Annotated in this window: 7 protein-coding genes and 1 pseudogene; 4 read left to right on the top strand and 4 right to left on the bottom strand. The window is 72.7% G+C overall.

Annotated features, from left to right (window positions below):
- The first annotated feature begins 57 nt into the window (after nt 1–57).
- The 4 genes and pseudogenes from ACIBN2_RS43875 to ACIBN2_RS43890 all read left to right on the top strand — a co-directional run.
- Nucleotides 58–13,770, top strand: a complete 13,713-nt coding sequence (locus ACIBN2_RS43875) for an SDR family NAD(P)-dependent oxidoreductase (RefSeq protein ID WP_399143386.1) — start codon at nt 58–60, stop codon at nt 13,768–13,770.
- A 33-nt stretch (nt 13,771–13,803) separates the two neighbouring features.
- Entirely contained in the window at nt 13,804–16,194 is a 2,391-nt protein-coding gene (locus ACIBN2_RS43880) for a thioester reductase domain-containing protein (protein ID WP_399143387.1), read from the top strand.
- Between the two features lie 56 nt (nt 16,195–16,250).
- Entirely contained in the window at nt 16,251–17,330 is a 1,080-nt protein-coding gene (locus ACIBN2_RS43885; RefSeq protein WP_399143388.1) for an alpha/beta hydrolase, read from the top strand.
- Between the two features lie 62 nt (nt 17,331–17,392).
- Nucleotides 17,393–17,620: pseudogene (locus ACIBN2_RS43890) on the top strand (alpha/beta fold hydrolase); the annotation flags it as partial.
- A 23-nt stretch (nt 17,621–17,643) separates the two neighbouring features.
- Here the strand turns inward: ACIBN2_RS43890 and ACIBN2_RS43895 are convergent.
- The 4 genes from ACIBN2_RS43895 to ACIBN2_RS43910 all read right to left on the bottom strand — a co-directional run bounded on the left by ACIBN2_RS43895 (nt 17,644) and on the right by ACIBN2_RS43910 (nt 21,467).
- Entirely contained in the window at nt 17,644–18,147 is a 504-nt protein-coding gene (locus ACIBN2_RS43895) for a hypothetical protein (RefSeq protein ID WP_399143389.1), read from the bottom strand.
- The gene (locus tag ACIBN2_RS43900; protein WP_399143390.1) at nt 18,148–19,914 is read right to left on the bottom strand and encodes a sialidase family protein; all 1,767 of its coding nucleotides are present in this window, start codon (nt 19,912–19,914) and stop codon (nt 18,148–18,150) included.
- A gap of 286 nt (nt 19,915–20,200) precedes the next feature.
- On the bottom strand, nt 20,201–20,959 hold the full coding sequence (locus ACIBN2_RS43905; RefSeq protein ID WP_399143391.1) for a hypothetical protein: 759 nt from the start codon (nt 20,957–20,959) through the stop codon (nt 20,201–20,203).
- A 34-nt stretch (nt 20,960–20,993) separates the two neighbouring features.
- Nucleotides 20,994–21,467, bottom strand: coding sequence for a hypothetical protein (locus ACIBN2_RS43910; protein ID WP_399143392.1), 474 nt, complete (start codon nt 21,465–21,467; stop codon nt 20,994–20,996).
- Between the last annotated feature and the right edge of the window lie 6 nt (nt 21,468–21,473).

Below are 21,473 nucleotides of genomic sequence, written 5' to 3' on the forward strand. Positions count from 1 at the left end.
CCCGTTCCGCGCGTACGGAAATCGCCTGAACCACCGTTCCTGAGGACACCCTGACCAATGCCTGCGAACGAGTTCCCGAAGCAGTCCGCCGAGACGTCCGTCAACACATCCGAGGAACTGCGCGCCTGGCTGGTGTCGGCCGTCGCCGAGGCCGCCGGGCTCGACCCGCCGGCCGTCGACCCCGACCGGCCGATCGCCGAACTCGGCCTGGGGTCACGCCAATTGGTGACCATGGCCGCGGAGCTTGCCGCGCGGACCGGCCGGCCGGTGGAGCCGTCCCTTGTCTTCAACCACCCCACGATCACCGAGCTCGCCGACGCGATCCTCGGCGAACGACCCAAGGCGGACGACGACGTGGCGCCGGGCGACGCCCCCGTGCGGGCGACGGGCGGTGACATCGCGATCGTCTCAATGGCCTGCCGCTTCCCCGGTGGCGCCGACGACCCCGAGGCGCTGTGGCGGCTGCTGGCCGCGGGCGAGGACGTCATCTCCGAGGTACCGAAGGGCCGTTGGGGATCCCAGGGGCTTTTCGACCCCGACCCGGAGGCTGTCGGCAAGGCGTACAGCCTGCGGGGCGGCTTCCTCGACGAAATCGACCACTTCGACGCCCCCTTCTTCGGCATCTCGTCGCGAGAGGCCGCGGCCATGGACCCGCAGCAGCGGCTGCTGCTGCAGACGAGCTGGGAGGCGATCGAACGGGCCGGGATCGTCCCCAAGGCGCTGCACGGCAGCTCCACGGGCGTCTACATCGGCCTGTACGACAGCGGATACCTCGCTTCGGCCTCGCTTGCCCAGCTCGACGGGCACATCGGCACGGGCTCGGCGCCCAGCGTGGCCTCCGGGCGCATCGCCTACACCCTCGGTCTGCAGGGCCCGGCGGTCACCGTCGACACAGCCTGCTCGTCGTCCCTCGTCGCCCTGCACCTCGCGGCCCGGGCGCTGGCGGGCGGCGAGTGCGACCTCGCGCTGGCGGGCGGCGCGACGCTGCTGGTGACCCCGCGCGGGCACGTCGAGTTCAGCAGGCTGCGCGGGCTGTCGCCGTCCGGACGGTGCAGCCCGTTCTCGGCCGGCGCGGACGGCGTGGTGTGGGCCGAAGGCTGCGGTGTGGTCCTGCTGAAGCGGCTCGCGGACGCCCGCCAGGACGGCGACCGGGTCCTCGCCGTCATCAAGGGCTCGGCAATCAACCAGGACGGACGCAGCCAGGGACTGAGCGCCCCGAACGGACCTGCCCAGGAACGGGTGTTGCGCGCGGCCCTGGACGCCGCCGGTATCGAGCCGGACGACCTGGACTACGTGGAGGCACACGGCACGGGTACCCCGCTCGGCGATCCCATCGAGGGCCGGGCACTGGCCGCCGTGTTCGGACCGGGCCGCCCGGCCGCCCGGCCGCTGGGCGTCGGCTCCCTGAAGTCCAACATCGGTCACACGCAGGCCGCGGCGGGCATCGGCGGCGTCATCAAGACGGTGCTGGCCCTCGGGCACGAGCAGATACCGGCGTCCCTGCACGCCGAGGCGCTCACCGAGCACATCGACTGGGCGGGCAGCGGCCTGCGCGTGCCGGGCGGCGCCCAGGCGTGGCCGCGCAGCGGCGACCGGCTGCGCCGAGCGGGAGTGAGCGCGTTCGGGATCAGCGGCACCAATGCGCACGTGGTGCTGGAGGAGGCACCACAGGATGTCGTACGGCCAGGAGCGGAAGGGGAGCCGTCGGGTACCGCGACTCTCTTCCCGCTCTCAGCCGGTACTCTTCCCGCCCTTGAGAGGCAGGCCCGGCGCCTGCATGAATTCCTGGCCGGACAGCCGCAGTTACCGGTGCGGGCGGTGGCCGCGACGCTGGCCCACCACCGTACCCACTTCGAGCACCGGGCCGTCGTCCGGGCAGGCAACCGCGACGACCTGCTGACGGCCCTGGACGGACTGGCCGGGGGACGGCCGGAGACGGACCTGACCGTCGGTCCCCAGCAGACGGCCCCGGCAGGCAAGTTGGCGTTCGTCTTTCCGGGCCAAGGCGCCCAGTGGGCCGGCATGGCCCGCGACCTGCTTGCGCACGACCCGGTGTTCGCCGACGAACTCGACCGCTGCGACGGCGCCCTGCGCCCGTTCACCGAGTGGTCGGTGGCGGCCGTCCTGCGCGGCGACGCGGGCGCGCCGTCCCTGGACCGCGTGGATGTCGTCCAGCCGGTGCTCTTCGCCGTGATGGTGTCCCTGGCCGCAGTATGGCGGGCCCGTGGCGTACGGCCCGACGGCGTGATCGGGCACAGCCAGGGCGAGGTCGCCGCGGCCTGCGTCGCCGGGACTCTGAGTCTCAACGACGCGGCGGCGGTCGTCGCCCTGCGCAGCCAGGCCCTGACCGGGCTGTCCGGCACCGGCACCATGGCCGTCGTGGCCCTTCCGCACACCGACGTCGAGGCCCGCCTCGAAGGTCTGGACGGACGGGTTTCGGTCGCCGCCGTGAACAGCGGCCGTTCGACGGTGATCGCCGGTGCCGTGGAGCCGCTGGCGGCGCTCCTTGCCGACCTCGACCGGGAGCAGGTGTTCGTCCGTCGCCTCGACGTCGACTACGCCTCCCACAGCACTCAGGTCGAGCAGGTCCACGGACTGATCGTGGACGAACTCGACGGCGTCACCACCTGTCCGACGTCGGTCGCCTGGTATTCGACGGTGACCGGTGAGCCGGTCACCGAGGAACAGGAGGCCGACTACTGGTACACCAACCTTCGCGAACCCGTCCGCTTCGCACCCACCGTCGAGCGCATGGCGGCCGACGGCTACCGCTACTTCGTCGAACTCAGCCCCCACCCGTCCCTGCTCACCGCGCTGCACACGATCGGCGAGGACTGCGGCCGCGAACTGGTCGCCGTCGGCTCGCTCCGCCGAGACGAGGACGGGCCCGCGTGTCTGGACCGCGCCGCCGCCGAACTCCACGTCCACGGACGGAAGATCGACTGGCGTCGTCTGGTTGCGGACACGGTGCCCGCGGACCTGCCGACCTACGCATGGGACGCGCAGCGCCACTGGATCGAGCCCGAGTCCGCCGCCGGCGCCCCCGGCCTGTTCGACCGCTCCGCGCACCCGTTGCTCGGGATTCAGCTGCAGTCGGCGGACGAAACCCGCTGGACCTTCCGCAACGAGTGGTCCCCGTCGACCACCGACTGGCTGCCCGATCACACCGTCTTCGGCAGGACCGTGGTGTCGGGTACGACCCTGATGGAGCTGTGTCGCGCCGCCCTCGCCGTGGCCCGCCCGGACGAACCGGCCGACGTCACAGACCTGCTCCTGCTCACGCCCCTCGTGCTCTCCGTCTCCGGCACGGTCGAAGTGTCCGTCGAGGTCGTCACGGCCGGCCCCGTTCCGGAGATCACTGTGCACAGCCGCCCGCGGGGCCAGGGGGCCACGGGCTGGACCCTGCACGCAACCGCCTCCGCTGACGAGGCGGCGCCGGTGACGGCGGGGCAGCCTCCGGACCGGCCGGAGACGGCCGAACCCGGGTGGAGCCCGGAGACGTACGAGCGGCTGACCGGGCTCGGCCTCGGCTACGGACCCGCTTTCCAGGGCGTACGGGAGGCGGTGGTGACCGGCGGCGGCGAGCTGCTGGCCCGGCTGTCGCTCCCGGACGCTGCCCGTGACCTGAGTGACCCCTACCCGGTCCACCCGGCGCTGCTGGACGCCGCGCTCCACGTGGCCGCCGCGTTCGACGCCTCCGACGGCCGGGTGCTGCTGCCGGTCGCGGTGGGCCGCTGCGCCCTGCATCACGGTGGCGCGAACGAGCTCATCGCGTCCGTACGGCGGACCGGCGGCTCCGGCACGGACCTCACGCTGGATGTGACCCTGTGGGACACCGACAGTATCCCGGCCGGCAGGCTGGAGGGCGTGCGGCTGCGGGCCGCGAATCCGGCGGACCTCATCAGCGGCTCGGAGAACGGCCGGCACCTGTACGAGCCGACGTGGACGGCGGTGACCGAAGAGCCCTCTGAAGGACCGGACAGCGAGTGGGCCGTCGTCGGCGACCCGTCCGACCCGCAGGCCGCTGCGGCGCTCAGCGGACTCGAGGCGGCCGGGATCCGGCTCCGCGAGACCGGCGGTGACGTCCTGGTGCGGTTCTGGCCTCTCCCGGCCGAAGACGGCGAAATCGCCCTTGCAGCACACGAGTTGGCGGCAACAGCCCTGGCCGAACTGCAAGCCCTCATCACGCACGACGTAGCGCCCACGCGGACCGTATGGGTGACCCGCGGTGCGGTCGCCGCCGGTGACGTGGACACGGTGTCCGGACTGGCACAGTCGGTCCTGTGGGGCCTGGCCCGCAGCGCCCGCATCGAGCGCCCGGACCTCGGACTGACCCTGCTCGACCTCGACGGCTGCGACGATCCCGCGGACGCCCTGCGGGCCGCAGTGGCGCACCGCGGTGAGCCCGAACTCGCTCTACGTTCGGGCACGCTGCTCGCCCCTCGGCTGGTTCGCGCCCGCGCCGCCGGCCCGGCCGTACCCGGCTCGGTGCCCACGGACGGCACGGTATTGATCACTGGAGGCCTGGGTGCCGTCGGTCGCCACATCGCCCGCCTCCTGGCCGAACGCGGCGTCCCCCGCCTGCTGCTGGCGTCACGACAGGGCACCGCCGATCCGCGCACCGCCGAGGTCATCGAGGAACTCGCCGCGCTCGGAGCCGAGGTCGAGGTGGCGGCGTGCGACGTCGCGGACGCGACGGCCGTGGCCGACGTGCTCGGCAGTGTCGGTGACGAGCTGCCGCTGAGGGGCATCGTGCACTGCGCCGGCGTCCTGGACGACGGGGTGGTCGCCGAGCTGACGCACGAACGCCTCGCTCGGGTGCTGCGCCCCAAGGTCGACGGCGCCGCCCATCTGCACCGGGTCACCGCCGACATGCCGCTCGAGATGTTCGTGCTGGTCTCCTCGGCTGCCGGTGTCGCAGGCAACGCGGGCCAGGCCAACTACGCGGCCGCCAACGTCTTTCTCGACCAACTGGCCCACCACCGGCGGGCCTTGGGCCTGCCTGCCGTGGCGGTCTCGTTCGGCGCGTGGGCGGGCGAGGGCCTTGCCGCCGAACACGCCGACCTCGCGGGGATGTCCCGTCTCGGCCACCGTGCCCTCACCCCCGACCAGGGCCGCGACCTGGTGGAACTCTCCCTGCGCCGGAGTACCCCGCACCTGGTCGCCTGGGCCCTGGACCTCACTCGCCTGCGCGAGACCATGGCCGCCGCGGGTGGCCCCGCGGCTGCGTTGTGGCGCTCGCTGCTGCCCGCGCCGCGCACCGGCCGGGACGGCAGCGACGCCCTGGCGGACCGCCTGGCCCGGCTGCCGGAAGCCGAACGCGCCGAACGTGTCTTGGCGCTGGTTCGCGAAGAGGCGTCCCGCACCCTCGGTCTGCGCTCGGCGGAGTCCGTCCGCCCCGACCAGCCACTGCGCGAGCTCGGCATGGACTCCGTGACCGCGGTCGAACTCCGCAACCGCCTCGCCGCCGGCCTCGGCGCCCGGCTCCCCGCGACCCTGCTGTTCGACCACCCCACCCCGGCTCGTCTCGCCGAGTACTTGCTGACCAACGTCCTTGCGGCGAGTGGACGTACGACCCGCCGCAGCGATCTGCGCCCCACCCGCAGCACGACCGCGCCGACCGACGAGCCGGTGGCCGTCGTCGCCATGGCCTGCCGACTGCCGGGCGGAGTGAGCGACCCGGAGGAACTGTGGCGGCTGGTCGCGGAGGGCCGCGACGCGGTCGGCCCGTTCCCGGCCGGACGCTGGGACGTGGAGTCGCTGTACGACCCCGACCCGGACGCCCCGGGCAAGTCGTACGCCCGGGAAGGCGGCTTCCTGGACGACATCGCCTCCTTCGACGCGGGCTTCTTCGGCATCACCCCGAAGGAGGCGGCGGCCATGGACCCGCAGCAGCGGCTGCTCCTGGAGACGGCGTGGGAGGCACTCGAGCGCGCCGGGATCGTGCCCGCCCGACTTGCGGGCAGCACCACCGGCGTGTACGTCGGCATGTTCGGCAGCGACTACCTGTCGGGCTCCCGGCTCGACCAGCTCGACGGCTACGTCGGCACGGGCTCGGCGCTCAGCGTGGCCTCCGGCCGGCTCAGCTATGCGCTCGGGCTGCACGGTCCGGCGTTGACGGTGGACACGGCGTGCTCGTCGTCGCTGGTGGCGGTGCACCTGGCGACGCAGGCGCTCCGGTCGGGCGAGTGCGACCTGGCACTCGCCGGAGGTGTGACGCTCATGGTGACGCCGGGGACCTTCGTGGAATTCAGCCGACTGCGGGGCCTGTCCGCGACCGGACGCTGCCGTTCCTTCTCCGACGACGCCGACGGCGCCATATGGGCCGAGGGCGTCGGCATGATCGTACTGAAGCGGCTGAGTGACGCCCAGCGCGACGGTGACCAGGTGCTGGCCGTGGTGCGCGGCACGGCCGTCAACCAGGACGGCCGCAGTCAGGGGTTGTCCGCGCCCAACGGTCCGGCTCAGGAGCAGGTGATCCGCCGAGCCCTGGAGCTGTCCCGGCTTCAGCCCGCCGACATCGACTACGTCGAAGCGCACGGGACGGGCACGACGCTGGGCGACCCGATCGAGGCGAACGCCCTGTCGCAGGTCTTCGGCGACTCGCGCCCCCACGACCGCCCGCTGTACCTCGGCTCGCTCAAGTCCAACCTCGGGCACACGCAGGCCGCTTCGGGCGTGGCCGGGCTGATCAAGGTGGTCCAGTCGCTGCGCCACCAGACCCTTCCGGCCACCCTGCACGCGGGCACGCCCAGCCGGCACGTCGACTGGGACGGCAGCGGGCTGCAGCTGCTGCAGCAGGCGGCGGCCTGGCCGTCGGCGGGGGAGCGGGCCCGGCGTGCCGGGGTCAGCGCCTTCGGGATCAGCGGAACCAACGCGCATGTGATCCTCGAAGAGGCTCCGCCGGTCGAGGCCGAGCAGGTGAGCGAAGTCCCGCCCGGAAAACGGTTGTTCGTGGTGTCCGGGCGGAGCGAGGCTGCATTGCGAGGCCAGGCCGCGCGGCTGGCCAGGCACCTGACCGAGGACGTCGCGCTGCCGGATGTCGCTCACACCCTGGCGCGGCACCGCAGCCACTTGGAGTGGCGGGCGGCGATCGCGGCGGACGACCGGGACGAACTGAGGGCGCGTCTCGACGCGTTGGGAGCCGGACGTGCGCCGCTCGCACCGCCCCGCGAGGAGCAGTCGGGCAAGGTGGCCTTCGTCTTCGCCGGACACGGCGGCCAATGGCCGGGCATGGGCGTGGAGTTGATGGCCGGGTCGGAGGCGTTCCGCAAGGAACTGACCCGGATCGACGAGACGGTGCAGCGGCATGTGGGTTGGTCGGTGCTCAATGTCCTGCGGGCCCCCGAGGAATTCTCCCCGCTCGACCGGACCGAGTACCTGCAGCCGGTGCTCTTTGCGGTCAACGCGGCGCTGGCAGCCGCCTGGCGGCGGCTCGGGGTCGCCCCGGACGCCGTGATCGGGCACAGCCTGGGCGAGATCGCCGCCGCCTACAGCGCGGGCGCCCTCACCCTCGACGACGCGGTGACCGTGGTGACCGGGCGCGCCCACGCCGTCGTACCGCTGGTCGGACAGGGCGGCATGGTGTCCGTGGAGCTGGCCCGCACGGAAGTCGAGGAGCTGCTCGCGCCGTACGAGGGCCGGCTCTTCGTCGCCGCCGTCAACAGCGGCACCTCCACGGCGGTCGCAGGCGACGCCGATGCGCTGGCCGAGCTGCGCCGGGCCCTCGACGAGCAGCAGATCCCCGTACGACGGCTGTCGACGCCGTTCGCCTCGCACACTCCGCTGATGGAACCCGTGCGCGAGGAAATGCTCGACCGGTTCTCCGGCATCCGGGCCGGACAGGCGTCGACCCCTCTGTACTCGACGGTGCTGGCCGAACCCGTCCCCGGTGACCGGCTGGACGCCGGCTACTGGTACGCCAACCTCAGGCAGCCCGTCCGTTTCGCGGACACGGTCCGACGGATGCTGGACGACGGCTACCGCTACTTCGTCGAGCTCAGCCCGCACCCCTCGCTGCTCTCCTCCATCGAGGCGGTGGCTGCGGAGGCCGGGATCGACGCGGTCGGCGTCGGCTCGCTGCGTCGGGAGCAGGGCGGACACGACGTGCTGCTGCGCAGGGTGGGCGAGTTGTACGCCGCCGGGCACACGCCCGACTGGCCGGTACTGTTCCCGCACGGCCGCCGCGTCGACCTGCCCACATACGCCTTCGCCCGCGAGCGGCACTGGCTCGCGCCCGCCCCGGCCACAGCGGCAGGCTCCTCGCCGATCCTCGGTACGCACATCGAGTCCAGTGACGAGCCCGACCGGCACACCTTCCAGAGTGAGATCGACCTGGGGGACATCCGCTTCGCCTATCTGACCGACCACCAAGTCGGCGGCGAGGTCTGGCTGCCCGGCGCCGCCTTCCTGGACATGGCACTGGAGGCCGCGTCCGCCGTGACGGACGGCCGGGAAGTACGCCTGGCCGACGTCAAGTTCCTCCAGCCGCTGCGCCTGGGCGAAGACCGGCCCGTACGGCTGCAACTCGTCCTGCGGCCCGCCGAAGGCGGCTCCCGGGACTTCACCATCGCATCGGCGGCTGCGGGTGAGCGCGGCACGCGGTGGGAGCAGCACGTCATCGGACGCGTTGCGCCGGTCCGCGACGAGCCGACCGCCGACGTTGCGCTTTCCGGCGTGCGCGAGCAGTGCCTCGAAGCAGTCGACCTGCCGGCCGTCTACGCCGGGTTGACCGCCCTCGGCATCGACTACGGCCCCGCCTTCCGAGGGCTCGAGGAGGGCCACCGCACGCACGACCAGTCCCTCGGCCGACTGGCCGCCAGGCCCGCAGCGGGTCACCTCCTGCACCCAGCGGCTCTCGACGCCGCTTTCCACACGGCCGCCCTGCCCGGCGACGCACCCGGGGACCGCGCGTTCGTGCCCGCGGGGGTCGGACGCCTGCGGTTCACCGGGCTGCGCGGCACGCCCGCGTGGGTGACCTGCCGGCTGCGCTCCACGGCCCAGGACACCGCCGTCCTGGACCTCAGGATCTGGGACGAGGACGAGCAACTCCTCCTTGAGGCGGAGGAGTTCGAGCTGGCGGCGCTCTCGCCGCTGAACGGGGCGCTCTTCGAGACCCGCTGGCAACCGCGGCCGGTGGCGCAGGAGCCGCCCACCGAGGGCAGTTGGCTGATCCTGGCCGACGAGAGCGGGGCGGCCGCGGAACTCGGCAAGCGGCTCGGTTCCTCCGTGCCGCATGTCATCGCCCGCAGGGGGACCGCGTTCGGCGTCGAGGGGCCCGGCCGGTACGTGCTCGACCCGGCCGATCCGCAGCACCTGGCCCGGCTCCTGGACGAGGCGTTCCCGGGCGGAGCGCCCGAGCGGGTGATTCAGCTGTCCGCGCTGGATGCTCCACCCGTCGGCGATGTCGGTACGGCCAAGGAGGCGGCACGACTGTGCTGCCTGAGCACTCTGCACCTGGTGCGCACCCTCGCCGACCGTCCGCACGGCCGGCCACCGCGCCTGTTCGTGGTCGTGCGGGGCAGCCAGGCTGCCGGTGACAGCACCCAGGTGACCAACCCGCAGCAGGCACTCGCCTGGGGCTTCGGGCTCGCGGTGGCGCAGGAGCACCCGGAGCTGTCGACCACGCTGATCGACCTGCCGCCCACCGGCGGTGTCGGCGACCTTTGGACACAGCTGAGGCACGCGGACGACGAACGGCTCGTCGCCCTGCGCGGGGCGGGCCGACTGGTGCCGCGCCTGGCGCGCACCCACCCGGACGACGGCGGCCACGGCCAGACCAGCGCGGACGGCGTGCACCTGATCACCGGCGGTCTCGGCGGCCTCGGCCGGGTCGTCGCCGAGCGACTGGTCCGCCGCGGGGCCCGCCGTCTGGCGCTGATGAGCCGGGGCACACCCGACGCGGAGACCGCGACCTGGATCAAGGGCCTTGAAGAGCGAGGCGTCACCGTGCACTTGGCGCGCGCCGACGTCGCCGACCGGGACGGCCTGGCAGCGGCTCTGGACGCCGTACGACGGACAGCGGGCCCCATCGCGGCGGTTGTGCACGCGGCCGGTGTACTCGACGACGCCACCGTGGCGAACCTGACCGACGAACGCGTCCTGCGCGTGCTCGCCCCCAAGGTCCTGGGCACCGCCCTGCTCACCGAACTGGCCCCGGAAGCGGGAACATTGGTGTTGTTCGCCTCGGCGGCCGGACTCCTCGGCTCGGCCGGTCAGAGCCCGTACTCGGCGGCGAACGCCTTCCTCGACGCCTGGGCGCACCACCTCTCCCACAGCGACCGCCGGGCGCTGAGCCTGGACTGGGGTGCCTGGGCCGGCGTCGGCATGGTGTCCGAGTCGGGCACCCGAGCCGCCGAGACCAGCCGCTCCGGCCTGATCGCCTTCTCACCGCAGAAGGGCGGCGAGCTGTTCCAGCGCGTGCTGGCCACCTCCCGCCGCCAGCTCGCGCCCCTGGCCCTGGACTGGGAGATGCTGACGCTCGTTCCTGACGTGGCACGCACCCGCCCGATCCTGGGCGACCTGGTGACCACCCCGACGGGCACGGCCGTCCCGGACGACCTCGTCAAGAAAGTGTTCGCGGCTACCAACGACCGGGACCGCGCCACCGTGCTGGAGGCGTACGTACGGGCCAGGGCCGGCGAGGTCTGCGGGGGAACGGTGGACGTGTCCGCGACCACCGCCCTGAAGGAACTCGGCCTGGACTCCCTGATGCTGGTGCGGCTGCGCAACGCCTTCGCCCGCGAACTGGGCGTCGAGCTCCCGGCCGCCGCCGTGTTCGCGGCGTCCGACATCCGCGGCCTCGCCCGGGCCCTGGGCGAGGCCCTGCCGGAGCGGGAGACCATGGCGCAGGAGCAGCCCGACCACCTCGGCCAGGACGTGCCGGAGACCGAACTGCGGCCCGCGACCCGCGATGTCGTACGCCTGCTGCGCAGCGCCCAGCCGGGCATGCCGGACGCGGCGCACGGCATCGGCCTGGCCGTACGCCTCACCGCACCGACGACCCGCGAGACGCTCACCGCCATCCTCGACCGGCTCGTCGCCCGGCACGCTGCCCTGCGCACCGCGATCGTCACCGGCAGCGAAGGCGGGTGGCAACTGCGCGTGGACCGCGAGGCGGCCGAGCCGCTCCTGCGCTGGACGAGCGCCGAGGGCGAAGTCGACGCCGCCGACCGGCTGCGCCGACTGCTGGAGCCTGCCTTCGATCTGGCCGGCGCGCCATTGTGGCGGTTCGAGCTCGTGGACGGCGGTGCGCGGGGACAGATCCTCGTCTTCGGCGCCCACCACGCCGTGAGCGACCTGCAGTCGCTGCTGCTCGTGGCCGGGGAGATCGACGCGGAACTGTCCGGCACCCCGCTCGGGGATGCCGTCACCAACCGCGACATCGCCCTGCTCGTCGAAGCCCAGCAGAGCGGTGAGGGGGCGGGTGCCGAGTGGCGCGAGGCCTTCAACGGCAGCGAGCGGCTCGACCTGACACTCGCCCGGCCGCGCCCCGCGACACGGTCCTACCGGGCCGGAAGCGTGACGGTGACCATTCCCGACGGCCTGATGGAGCGGGTGTCGGCAGCCGCGAGCAGCCTGGCGATCACTCCCGCCGCCTTCTGCCTCGGCACGCTGACGGTGCTGCTTGCCAGGAAGCGGGAGCGGGAGCGGTTCGTGCTCGCCGTGCCCGTTGACACCCGCGTCCACGCCGACGCCTACGACGCGGTGGGCTTCTTCGGCGTACCGGTACCGTTCCCGGCCGAGGCCCGGGCGGACGAGGCGGTCGGCGAGGTGCTGCGCCGCACGGACGGCCGCCTGCAGCAGGTACTGGCCAAGGGCGCCATGTTCTCGGACGTCCTGGCCACGCTGGCCAGGCAGGGGCTGCACCGGCAGAACGCGCCACTGGTCGAGGTCTACTTCAACTATGTGCGCTCCTCGCGCCGCCTCACCCGCATGGAGGTGCTGCCCGCAGGCACCGGCTACTCCGATCTCGACCTGATGATCACCATGACCCCGGACGCGGCGCGCATCCGGCTCGACCACAACCTGGACATCCTGGATGCAGCGGCCACGGCCGAACTGGGGAAGGAGTTCCTGCGGCTGCTTGGTGAGACGGCCGAGGACCCGACGGCACTGGTACGGGCCGCCAAGGCTCCTGCGGCCAAGGCCCCTGCTACCGAGGTTGCTGCCACGCCCGCGCCGCGCCGGTCCCTGGCCATCGCCGCGACCTTCGCCCTCGGCAATCTGCCGCTGATGTGTGAGACGGCGGTCAACGACGGGGCCACGGACGGCGGTCTGACGATCGCCGAAGCGCCGTACCACCAAGTGCTCGCAAGCCTCCAGGACCCTTCCGGCGTCTTCGCCGACCCCACGACCGCCGTGGGCGTCGTGCTGCTGCGGGCAGCGGATCTCGAACGCTTCGGGCCCGTCGACGACGCAGTGCTCACCGAGCTGCGCACCGCCTACCCGGCTGCACTGAAGGCGCTGTCCCAACGCACCCGCACGCCACTCGTCGTCGGCTTCCTCCCCACCGCACGGGGCGAGGACCGCCTGACGCAGTGGGAGCTCGGGATTGCCGCCGACCTGGCCGAGCTGGCGGGCATCGCGGTTATCGGCGCCGACGACTGGACCCGGCACCACGCCGTCGAGGAACACTTCGACGAGCGGACCGAGCGGCTGGCCCATCTGCCTTTCACCCCGCCCTTCCAGGCGGCCGTGGCCCTACGTCTGGCGGAGGTCGTACGGGCGGTGCTGCGCCCCGTGCCGAAGGTGATCGCGGTGGACGGCGACGAGACCCTGTGGGGCGGGGTGGCCGGCGAGACGGGCCCCGAGGCGGTCGACCTGACCGGTCCTCGTGCCCGCCTCGCGCGCAGGCTGCTGCAGTGGCGGGAGGCGGGCGCTGTGCTGGCGCTGGTCAGCAACAACGACGAGGCCACGGTCCGCGCCGTCCTGGACCGCCCCGGCAGCCTGTTGAAGCCGGAGCACTTCACCGTGCTCTCCGCCGGCTGGGGCCCGAAGCCGGGCCGCCTGGCCGAGGCGGCGCGCACGCTCAACCTCGGCCTGAACAGCTTCCTGTTCCTGGACGACAACCCGGCCGAGATCGCCAAGATGCGGTCGGTGCTGCCGCAGGTGCTGTCGGTGACCTGCCCGCAGTCGACGGAACTGGACGAGTTCCTGGACCGGTTGTGGCCGCTCGTCCCGGCCGCGGCGACCGCCGAGGACGCGCTGCGCGCCCGGTTCTACGAGCAGGAACAGGAGCGGGAGGCCGTCCGCGAACAGGCCGGTTTCGAGGAGTTCCTCGCCCGGCTTGAGCTCGAGGTCGGCATCCGAGCCCTGTCCGACGCCGACGTCCAGCGGGCCGAACAACTTGTGCGCCGCACCAACCAGTTCACCCTGCGCGCCCGGTCGGCCGACGGCGGCGATGTCGCCCGGTGGCGGGAGCGGGGCGAGGTGTGGACGGCCGCGGCGCGCGACCGCTTCGGTGACTACGGCCAGATCGGCCTGCTCGCGCTGCGCGCCGAGGGCGACCAACTCGACGTACCCGCCTGGCTGATGAGCTGCCGGGCGCTCGGCCGGGGCGTCGAGGAGCGCCTGTTGCAGTGGCTGGCCGACCGCGCCGAGGAACTGGGCTGCACAAAGGTCCGCCTGACGGCGGAGCGCACCCCGCGCAACGTACCCGCCCGGCGGCTGCTTGCCGCGCTCGGCGGCGGTGACCAGGAGGACGAGCGCCTGGAGGCCGTGACCACGCCGGACCAGCTGCGGGCATTCCGCTCCTGGGAGCAGCAGTGAGGGAAGGGACCGTGCACATCATGAAGGGCTCTCATGCGTGAGTTGAACGAGGACGCGGCGGCGTACACCGGACAGCGGACGGCCGCCGAGTCGATCGAGCGGGGCGGCGGTGGGCTCGGCGTGAGCGACCTGCTGGCCAGGGTGACGGCGGCGGCCACCGCTGCCGGGAACGGTGCCGCGGCCACCCCCACCCGGGACGTGGACGGCGTGGCGGCGACCATCGCCGCCGCGGCGGGCCGCTATCTGCCCGGCGGGAACCTGCCGCCCGACACCGACTTCTTCGACGCCGGAGGAACCTCCGTCCACGCCGTGGAACTCGTCGCGGAGCTGGAAGACAAGCTGGGCATCGAGTTCGACCTGGACGAGGTGTTCGCCGACGCCCGGCCGAGCAGCCTTGCCCGACGCTGGATGTCGGCAACGGGCGATTCAGGGACCCCGGCGAGCACCTCGTCGACCCGGAGCACCGACCCGCGCTCCGCGGCGGGCACCCTTCCGGCCCTCGCCCCGGGCACCCTCCCCGTCCCGTCACCTCCCACCCAACCGGCTGTGAGGGCGCGCCACCCGGCCGGCACTGGCGACGACGCCTGCCCCCGGGCCCGCCGCGAGGACCTCGACCAGATCCTGGCCGACCTCGCGCTCGCAGACCGCCTGCCGTTCACCGACGTGCCCGAGCCGCTGCCGCCGCGCCGGATCCTGCTGACCGGCGCCACCGGCTTCCTCGGCAGCCACATGCTGCTCGACCTGCTGCGGCACAGCGACGCCCACGTGTACTGCCTGGTCCGTGCAGTGGATGAGGAGGCGGCGGTCGCCCGGCTCGGCGCGGCGCTGACGAGCTACTCGCTTCCCTGGTCGTCGGAGGTCCGCCGACGGGTGACCGTGCTCCGCGGCGACATCCGGCAGCCGCGCCTCGGCCTGTCCGACGAGCTGTGGCACACTCTGGCCCGCGAACTGGACAGCATCGTCGGCGTGGCGGCGGCCGTGGACTTTCTGCGCGGCTACCAGTCGCTGCGCGCGAGCAACGTCCTGGGCACGCTGACCCTGGCCGAACTCGCGGTCACCGGCCGGCCCAAGCCGCTCCACCACATCTCCTCGATCGCGGTCTTCAACGAGGTCGGCATCACCTCCATGGGCGAGGACGATCCGCTCGCCCACGTCGACCGCCTCATCTCGGGGTACGACCAGTCCAAGTGGGCCGCCGAGGTCGCCCTGCGCCGGGCCCGCGACCACGGCCTGGTGGTCACGGCACTACGGCCCGGCGGCATCGGCGGCCACAGCAAGACCGGCGCCTACAACCCGCAGGATCTCAGCAGCGGCCTGATCTCGGCCTTCGCCCGCTTCCGCACTGTGCCCGCCTTCCGGTACCTGAACGCGGCCCCCGTCGACTGGGTCAGCCGCGCCGCGGTCGCCGCGATCTGCGAACCCGACGCCTGGGGCTACGACTACAACCTCACCGGTGTGCCCAACACCCTCGACGACGTCGTACGCGACATGGCGCTCGGCGGCATGCACGTCCGCGTCGAGGACTGGGACGAATGGCGCGCGGACGCACTGGCCCGCCTGGAATCCGACCCGGTTCCCGAACTCGCCTTCCTGACCAGGGTGTTGCAGAGCCCCACAGCGCAGAAGCTGTGCGAGGCGACCCTGAAGGGTCCGGCGGCAGGCGGCGAACGCACCACCGCGCTGGTCGAGGCGCTCGGGCTGCCGCCCGCGGTCCGCTACGACGCACAGGCCCAGCTCAAGACGTTCGAGCGGCTCGCCCAGGACGGCCTCGCCCGCTTGCCGCACAAGGACGACCAGCCCTACCTGTGGTTCGCGGAGACGACCGAGGGCGGCGTGGGCCCGGTCGGCGCCCCCGCCGACACCCCTTGCTCCATGGCGCTGACCCTCTCCATCGCGAGCATGTACCAGTTGGTGAAGGAACGCCGGGTGGACGTCACCGGCGAGGTGGTGTGCCCGGCGGTGCACCCCGAACCGCTGGCCGTCGAGCGCGGCGACGTCTGGATCCGCCCCGAGGAGGGAATCCCGCAGGAGCACGGCCTCAAGCACCAACTCCTGTACTACCGGATGCGGTTGCGTGATGCCGACGGCGGCCACTGGTGGCTGGAGGGACGCAAGTACGCGCGCGCCCGGCGCGACCTGTGGCGGCAGACCCGCGCGCTGACCGTCCACATCGGCCGCGAGGGCGAGTCGGCGAGTCTTGCGGGCGAGGTCGTCGTGCCCGCCGACTCCTACGTCCGCGACCAGATCGACGGCATCAAGGTCGACCCGCGCCTGACCAGCCAGGAGAAGCGGGCCGCGAAGCTGACCTGGCTCGCCTGGTTCGGCCTGGAGATGGGCCGCGGTCTGCTCGGCCCCTTCGCCCGCGCCGCCGCGGACCTGCTCGACCTGCGCCGCACCCCGACCCTCACGGAGCAGCACCGATGATCTTCAGGACGACGAACTCCCGCCCCGCCCGGCCGGCGCTCCGCAGGGTCCGGACAATGCCGACCCCCCGCCGCCTCCACCACCGCCTCGATCCGGCAGCCGTCGAGGAGATCTTCTTCCGGGCGAGCGACGGCGCGCGGCTCGGCCTGACCCGCATCGACACCGGCGAGTCGGACCGGCCCGCCGTGCTGCTCCTGCACGGACACACCGCGTCCGCCGACATGTTCCTGCTGCCGGAGACACGCAACCTCGTCGACGTGCTCCTCGACGACGGCTACGAGCCATGGCTGCTGGACTGGCGGGGCAGTTGCCGGCTGCCGTACAACGAGACCGGGCAGACGTACACGTACGACGACGTGGCCCTGTACGACATCCCCGAGGCCGTCTCGTACATCCGCGAACGCATCGGCGACCGCGCGCTGTTCGCGGTCGCCCACTGCATCGGCTCCCTCACCCTCTCCCTGAGCATGGCGGCGGGGCTGGTGCCCGGCCTCGCGGGCGTGGTGTCCCAGGGTGTCTTCCTGACCCCGAAGCTCGCGGGCCGGACATCGCTGCGTATGTCGGTGGCGGGGGAGTTGCTGAAGACCCGGATCGACCACATACCGGTCGACTTCCGCAAGGTGGGCCTGTGGTCGAAGTACACCCCGCTGTTCGCGCTGGCCTCCCGGAAGGCGAACTGCCCGGACCCCACCTGCCAGATCCTGCACAACTCGGCCTGGGGCACGGGTGCCTCGCTCTTCGTGCACGAGAACCTGTCCGGGGCCACCCACGACCGGCTCGCCGAACTCCTCGGCCCCGCGCCGCTGTGGATCCTGCCCCACCTGCGCCGTATCGAGCTGGCCCGCAGCGTGGTCCGCTGGCATGACACCGACCACCGCTACCGGGCCTTGCCCCCCAACGCCCTCGATGCGGCGGGGGGCATCGACACCCCCGTCCTGCTGCTTTCGGGCAGCGAGAACGGGCTGTGGCTGGACTCCCAGAAGCTCTGCCACGAGATCCTCGCCCACCGGCAGCCCCACCTCGACGTGTCCTACACCGAGATCCCCGGCTACGGGCACCTGGACACATTCCTCGGCCGGGGCGCCGCCCTGGACGTGTTCGGGCACATCCTCGACTTCCTCGGCAAACGGCGGTGACGGTCGCCGCGGGGCCGACTACGGCACTCGCCGGTAACCGGACCGCATTCGAGGAGGCACCCATGCCGCAGCTCGAAGTCGACGGCGCGGAACTGACGTACGACGAGGGCCCCCGCGATGGCGACGGCGTGCCCCTGGTGTTCGTCCACGGCTGGACGGCGGACCGGCACCGCTGGGACCACCAGGTGGCGCACTTCGCCCGTGAGCGCCGGGTGATACGGCTGGACCTGCGCGGGCACGGGGAAAGCGGCGGGCAGGGGGCGCGGACGATCGAGGAGCTGGCCCGGGACGGTTCTGGATCGCCCGGGCCGGGTCAGGAGACGGCAGACGTCAGGTAGGTCAGGTACACCCCTCCCTCGCAGGCGGACATCGTCCGCAGGGTCCAGCGGCCCCGGACGGTCGTTGAGGAGAAGTTCGACTCGGCGTCGCCCTCCTCCACTTCGCCCTTCTCAGGGATGTAGCCGGCTTTGGGGAGCTCCTTGTGCAGGAACGCCAGGGTGGTGTCGAAGCCGCCCCGTACGACGGTGGCGACGACGAGCCGTCCGCCGGTGCGGTGCTCCACCGAGGTCACGACCGCCCTGTCAGGCAGCGGCAGGCTCTCCGGGAAGTCCTTGGGGAGCGGCAATGAGGCGGCAGTGGGACAGCCGCCGGGCGCGTCCCCGTCCCCGTCCCCGGCTGGCGGATCGGTTGCCTGCTCCGCCGCGTACGGCGTCGCCGCCGGGCGCTCGGCGTGCTTGCTCGCCGCCGAACATCCGGTGACCGCGGCCAGGGCGAGGACGGCTCCTGCCGGTACGGCAGCCCAGGGCGATGGCTTCATCTAGCGCCGTCCTCCGGGCTTCTTGTGCTTGCCGCTGACCACGGCGTCGTACGCGCCGTAGAGCGTGTTGCCGGAGGACTGGCGGGCGATGGAGGCGAGCGCGTCGTAGTTCTGCGCACCTCCGGTCGCGCAGGTGCCGGTGCAGCCGTCGGCGTAGGCGGCGAGCACGCGGCCCTGGGCGTCGGTGGTGGCGTCGATGAAGTCCAGGAGGTTGCGGTCCTTGCCGCAGGTGGTGCCGCCCGTACAGATCGACCCCCTCTGGACCGGGTCGGTGGGGGTGGCGTCGGCGGTGACCCAGGACTGGCCGCCGTCGTAGGTGGTGGCCACGTACAGGTGCCACACGCCCTGGAAGGCCGGGTCCTGGTAGTTGCCGCCTGTGGTGGTGCCGAGGAAGACGAAGGCGGCACGGTTGTCGTCGCCGGCGGTCACGGCCGGGAAGACGACGTTCTTGATGCCGAGGGACGCGCCGACGTTCTGGTCGTACCGCCACGTCTTGCCCTTGTCGTGGCTGACGGCGATGCGCGGCGTGCCGTCACTGTTCTGGTAGCCCATGTAGACGGTCCCGCCGGCTCCGACGCCCACGCTCGGGTCCGAGTCGCCGGGGGTGCTGGACGGGTTCTTGCGGACGGTCCACGTCAGTCCGTCGTCCTCGGAGACGGCCACAGCCTGATGGCTGCCGCAGCCCTTGTTGGGCACGTACACCGTGCCGTCCGGGGCGACCTTCACATGCCCGTGCAGGCCGCCGCAGTCCAGCAGCGAGTACATCGGGACGGCGGGCCCGTACGTCAGTCCGCCGTCCCGGCTGACCGCGCAGGAGGCGTCGGCGATGTCCTGGGAGCAGTAGTAGACGGCGTTCGGGTACGAGGTGAGGGCGCCCGGTCCGCCCGGGGCGAAGGGGCCGCCGCCGATGGTCTGGTGGTCCACACCGGAGTTGACGCCCGAGCCGCCCGTCGGCGTCCACGTCTCGCCGTCGTCGTCGGTGTAGCAGGTCAGGGCGGTCTTGCCGGCGAGCTGCGACTCGAACGTGCGGTGGGTGACCGGGTCGGTGAAGAGGATCGGATCGAGGCTGGTGGTGCTGCCCTGGGGGCAGCCGTTGGCCGCGCTCGCGCTCTTGTCCTGCCATGTGGCGGTACCGGCACCGTCGTAGGTGACCTTGAGCGTCGACGTGTACGCCTGGAACATCGCGGCGTCACTCGCGCGGTCGACGCCGATCGAGGGTTCTCCGGCGTTGTGCGCGTCCGCGATGGCGTCGGGTGCCCAGGAGTTGTCGTACGCCGGTGGTGTGGCCGTGCTCGGGGGCGGATCGGCCGGAGCGGTGATCAGGCTCGCGGTGCCGGTGAAGCTGTCGCCGAGCGGCGCGTACGGCACCACGCGCACGGTGTACGAAGCCGACACCGCCGGCAGCAGCACGCTTTCGGGGTCGCTGGAAGAGGCCGAGGCGGAAACCTCTCGGCCGTTCGCGTCGAGGACGTACAGGTCGAAGTCGGCGGCGGAGTCTGGCCATTTGACGTCGATGCGCAGGCTGTGGCCGGCGTCGTAGCCCGCGGGCACCGACACGGTCAGGGCGTAGTCGTCGCAGGGTTGCGCAGTCCCGCAGCTCACCGTCCCGGCAGTGCCGGAGACGTTCGGGACGGCGAAGGGACCGGCCTTCCACGTGGTCGTGGGCGCGGTGTCGCTGACCGTTCCGGAGGGCGGGGTGGCGGCGTCGGCAGCCGCACTCGGCAGGGTCCCGGCGAGGAGCGCCAGCAATCCGGCGGCGAGACGCACCCGTGATCGCGGGTGGGGGTGAAGACGGAATGCGGAGAGGAGAGCCACAGATACCTCGTGGGTTCGCGAGTCGGACGAGAGGGTGATGGTGTGTGGCGGGTACGGGTGATGCCTTCGTCTGCTCTACGGGGAGGCAGGCGGCGTCCGTCGCGAGGAACCGAACTCTCGTCGAAAAGGGCCGGGCGGTGTGCGCGGTGCACCGGACCGGACGGGCCTTCGCGCCGCACCCGTTCCCCATGCGGAAGTGCCCCCGCGTGACTGCGCGAGGGCACTTGCACAGGCCTGGTCAGAGGGCGTCGACGCCGCTCACCTTCCAGCCGTCGGAGGTGCGGGCGAGCGTGATGCGCACCCGGTTCAGGTCCAGTCGGGGCTGCGGGACCTGAGTGCTCTCGGTGACCTGGTTGACGAAGAGCAGGACGACGGCCCGGTCCGGCGCGGCCGACACGACGGACGCCGCCGGGGCGCCGCCGTCGGCGGGTGTGGCCACGGTCGCCTTCACCACGCCGTGGTACTTGGTCGCGGTCGGCGCGACCACCGACTTCGTGGTCCTGCCGTACTGGTCGCGGAAGTGCCCCGTCAGCAGGGCACGGGCTCGGGAGAAGTCCCGGTCCAGGTGCCGGTAGTCGTACGACAGCACGACCGGCGCCGCCTTCCGCGCGGCCGCGACCGCCTCGTCGCGGGCCTGCTCCGTCTGCCGCCCCTGCCGGTACTGCCACCCGAGTACGGCGGCCGTGGTCAGGGCCGTGACGAGGACGAGTCCCAGCACCGCGGTGAGCACACTCCTCCCGGCCCTGCGTGCGGGCGCGCCGTACTCCGGCTCGTCCTGCAACGATTCGGATGGCTGCGGCTCCGGCGGGTCCTGCCAGCCCTTCGCCGGGGGCTCGACGAGCAGGGTGCGCCCGGCGGGAGTCTGCTCTTCCCGGCGGTCACCGTGCTCGGGGCGTGCAGGCCGCCCGGCGCGCTTGGCTGCCGCGCGGGCGGCCGCGGTCATGGTGCGGCGGGCCGGTGAGCCGGTGCCGCGGGTGCGGGAGGGCGGGTTCGCCACGGTGTCTCTCCTCATCGATGGCCTCACGGGTGGGTCAGCCCACGAACGCGACGCCGGAGGTCAGCCAGCGGCCGGCCACGCGCGCGAGGTCGAGCTGGAGCCGGTAGGTGCGCGCCTGGCCCTCGGGCGTGGCGGTGTTGGTCACCTTGCTGTCGGCCACGACCAGGACCCGGGCCGAGTGCGCGTCGGACCGCACGATGCCCGCTTCCAGGACCTGTCCCTCGGACACGGATTTGTTCTGCGCGACCAGTTTCGTCAGTTGTGCGGTCTGCGCGGCGAACTCCTTCTTGAACTCGCCGGTGGCGCCCTTGAGCACGGTGGCGCTGTCCCGGTCGTAGTGCCGGTAGTCGAGCGAGGTGAAGTTCAGCGCCGACTGGCGGGCCGCCGCCAGGATGTCTTGGCGGCGGTGTTCCGCCGCGCGCTGGTCGGACAGCTTCAGGCCCAGCCAGACACACGGCACGGTCGTCAGCACGGTCGCGGCGACGAGCCCCGCCGACAGCAGCCTCATGCGTGC

The sequence above is a fragment of the Streptomyces sp. NPDC050534 genome (genome assembly GCF_044457745.1).
Lineage (GTDB): Bacteria > Actinomycetota > Actinomycetes > Streptomycetales > Streptomycetaceae > Streptomyces.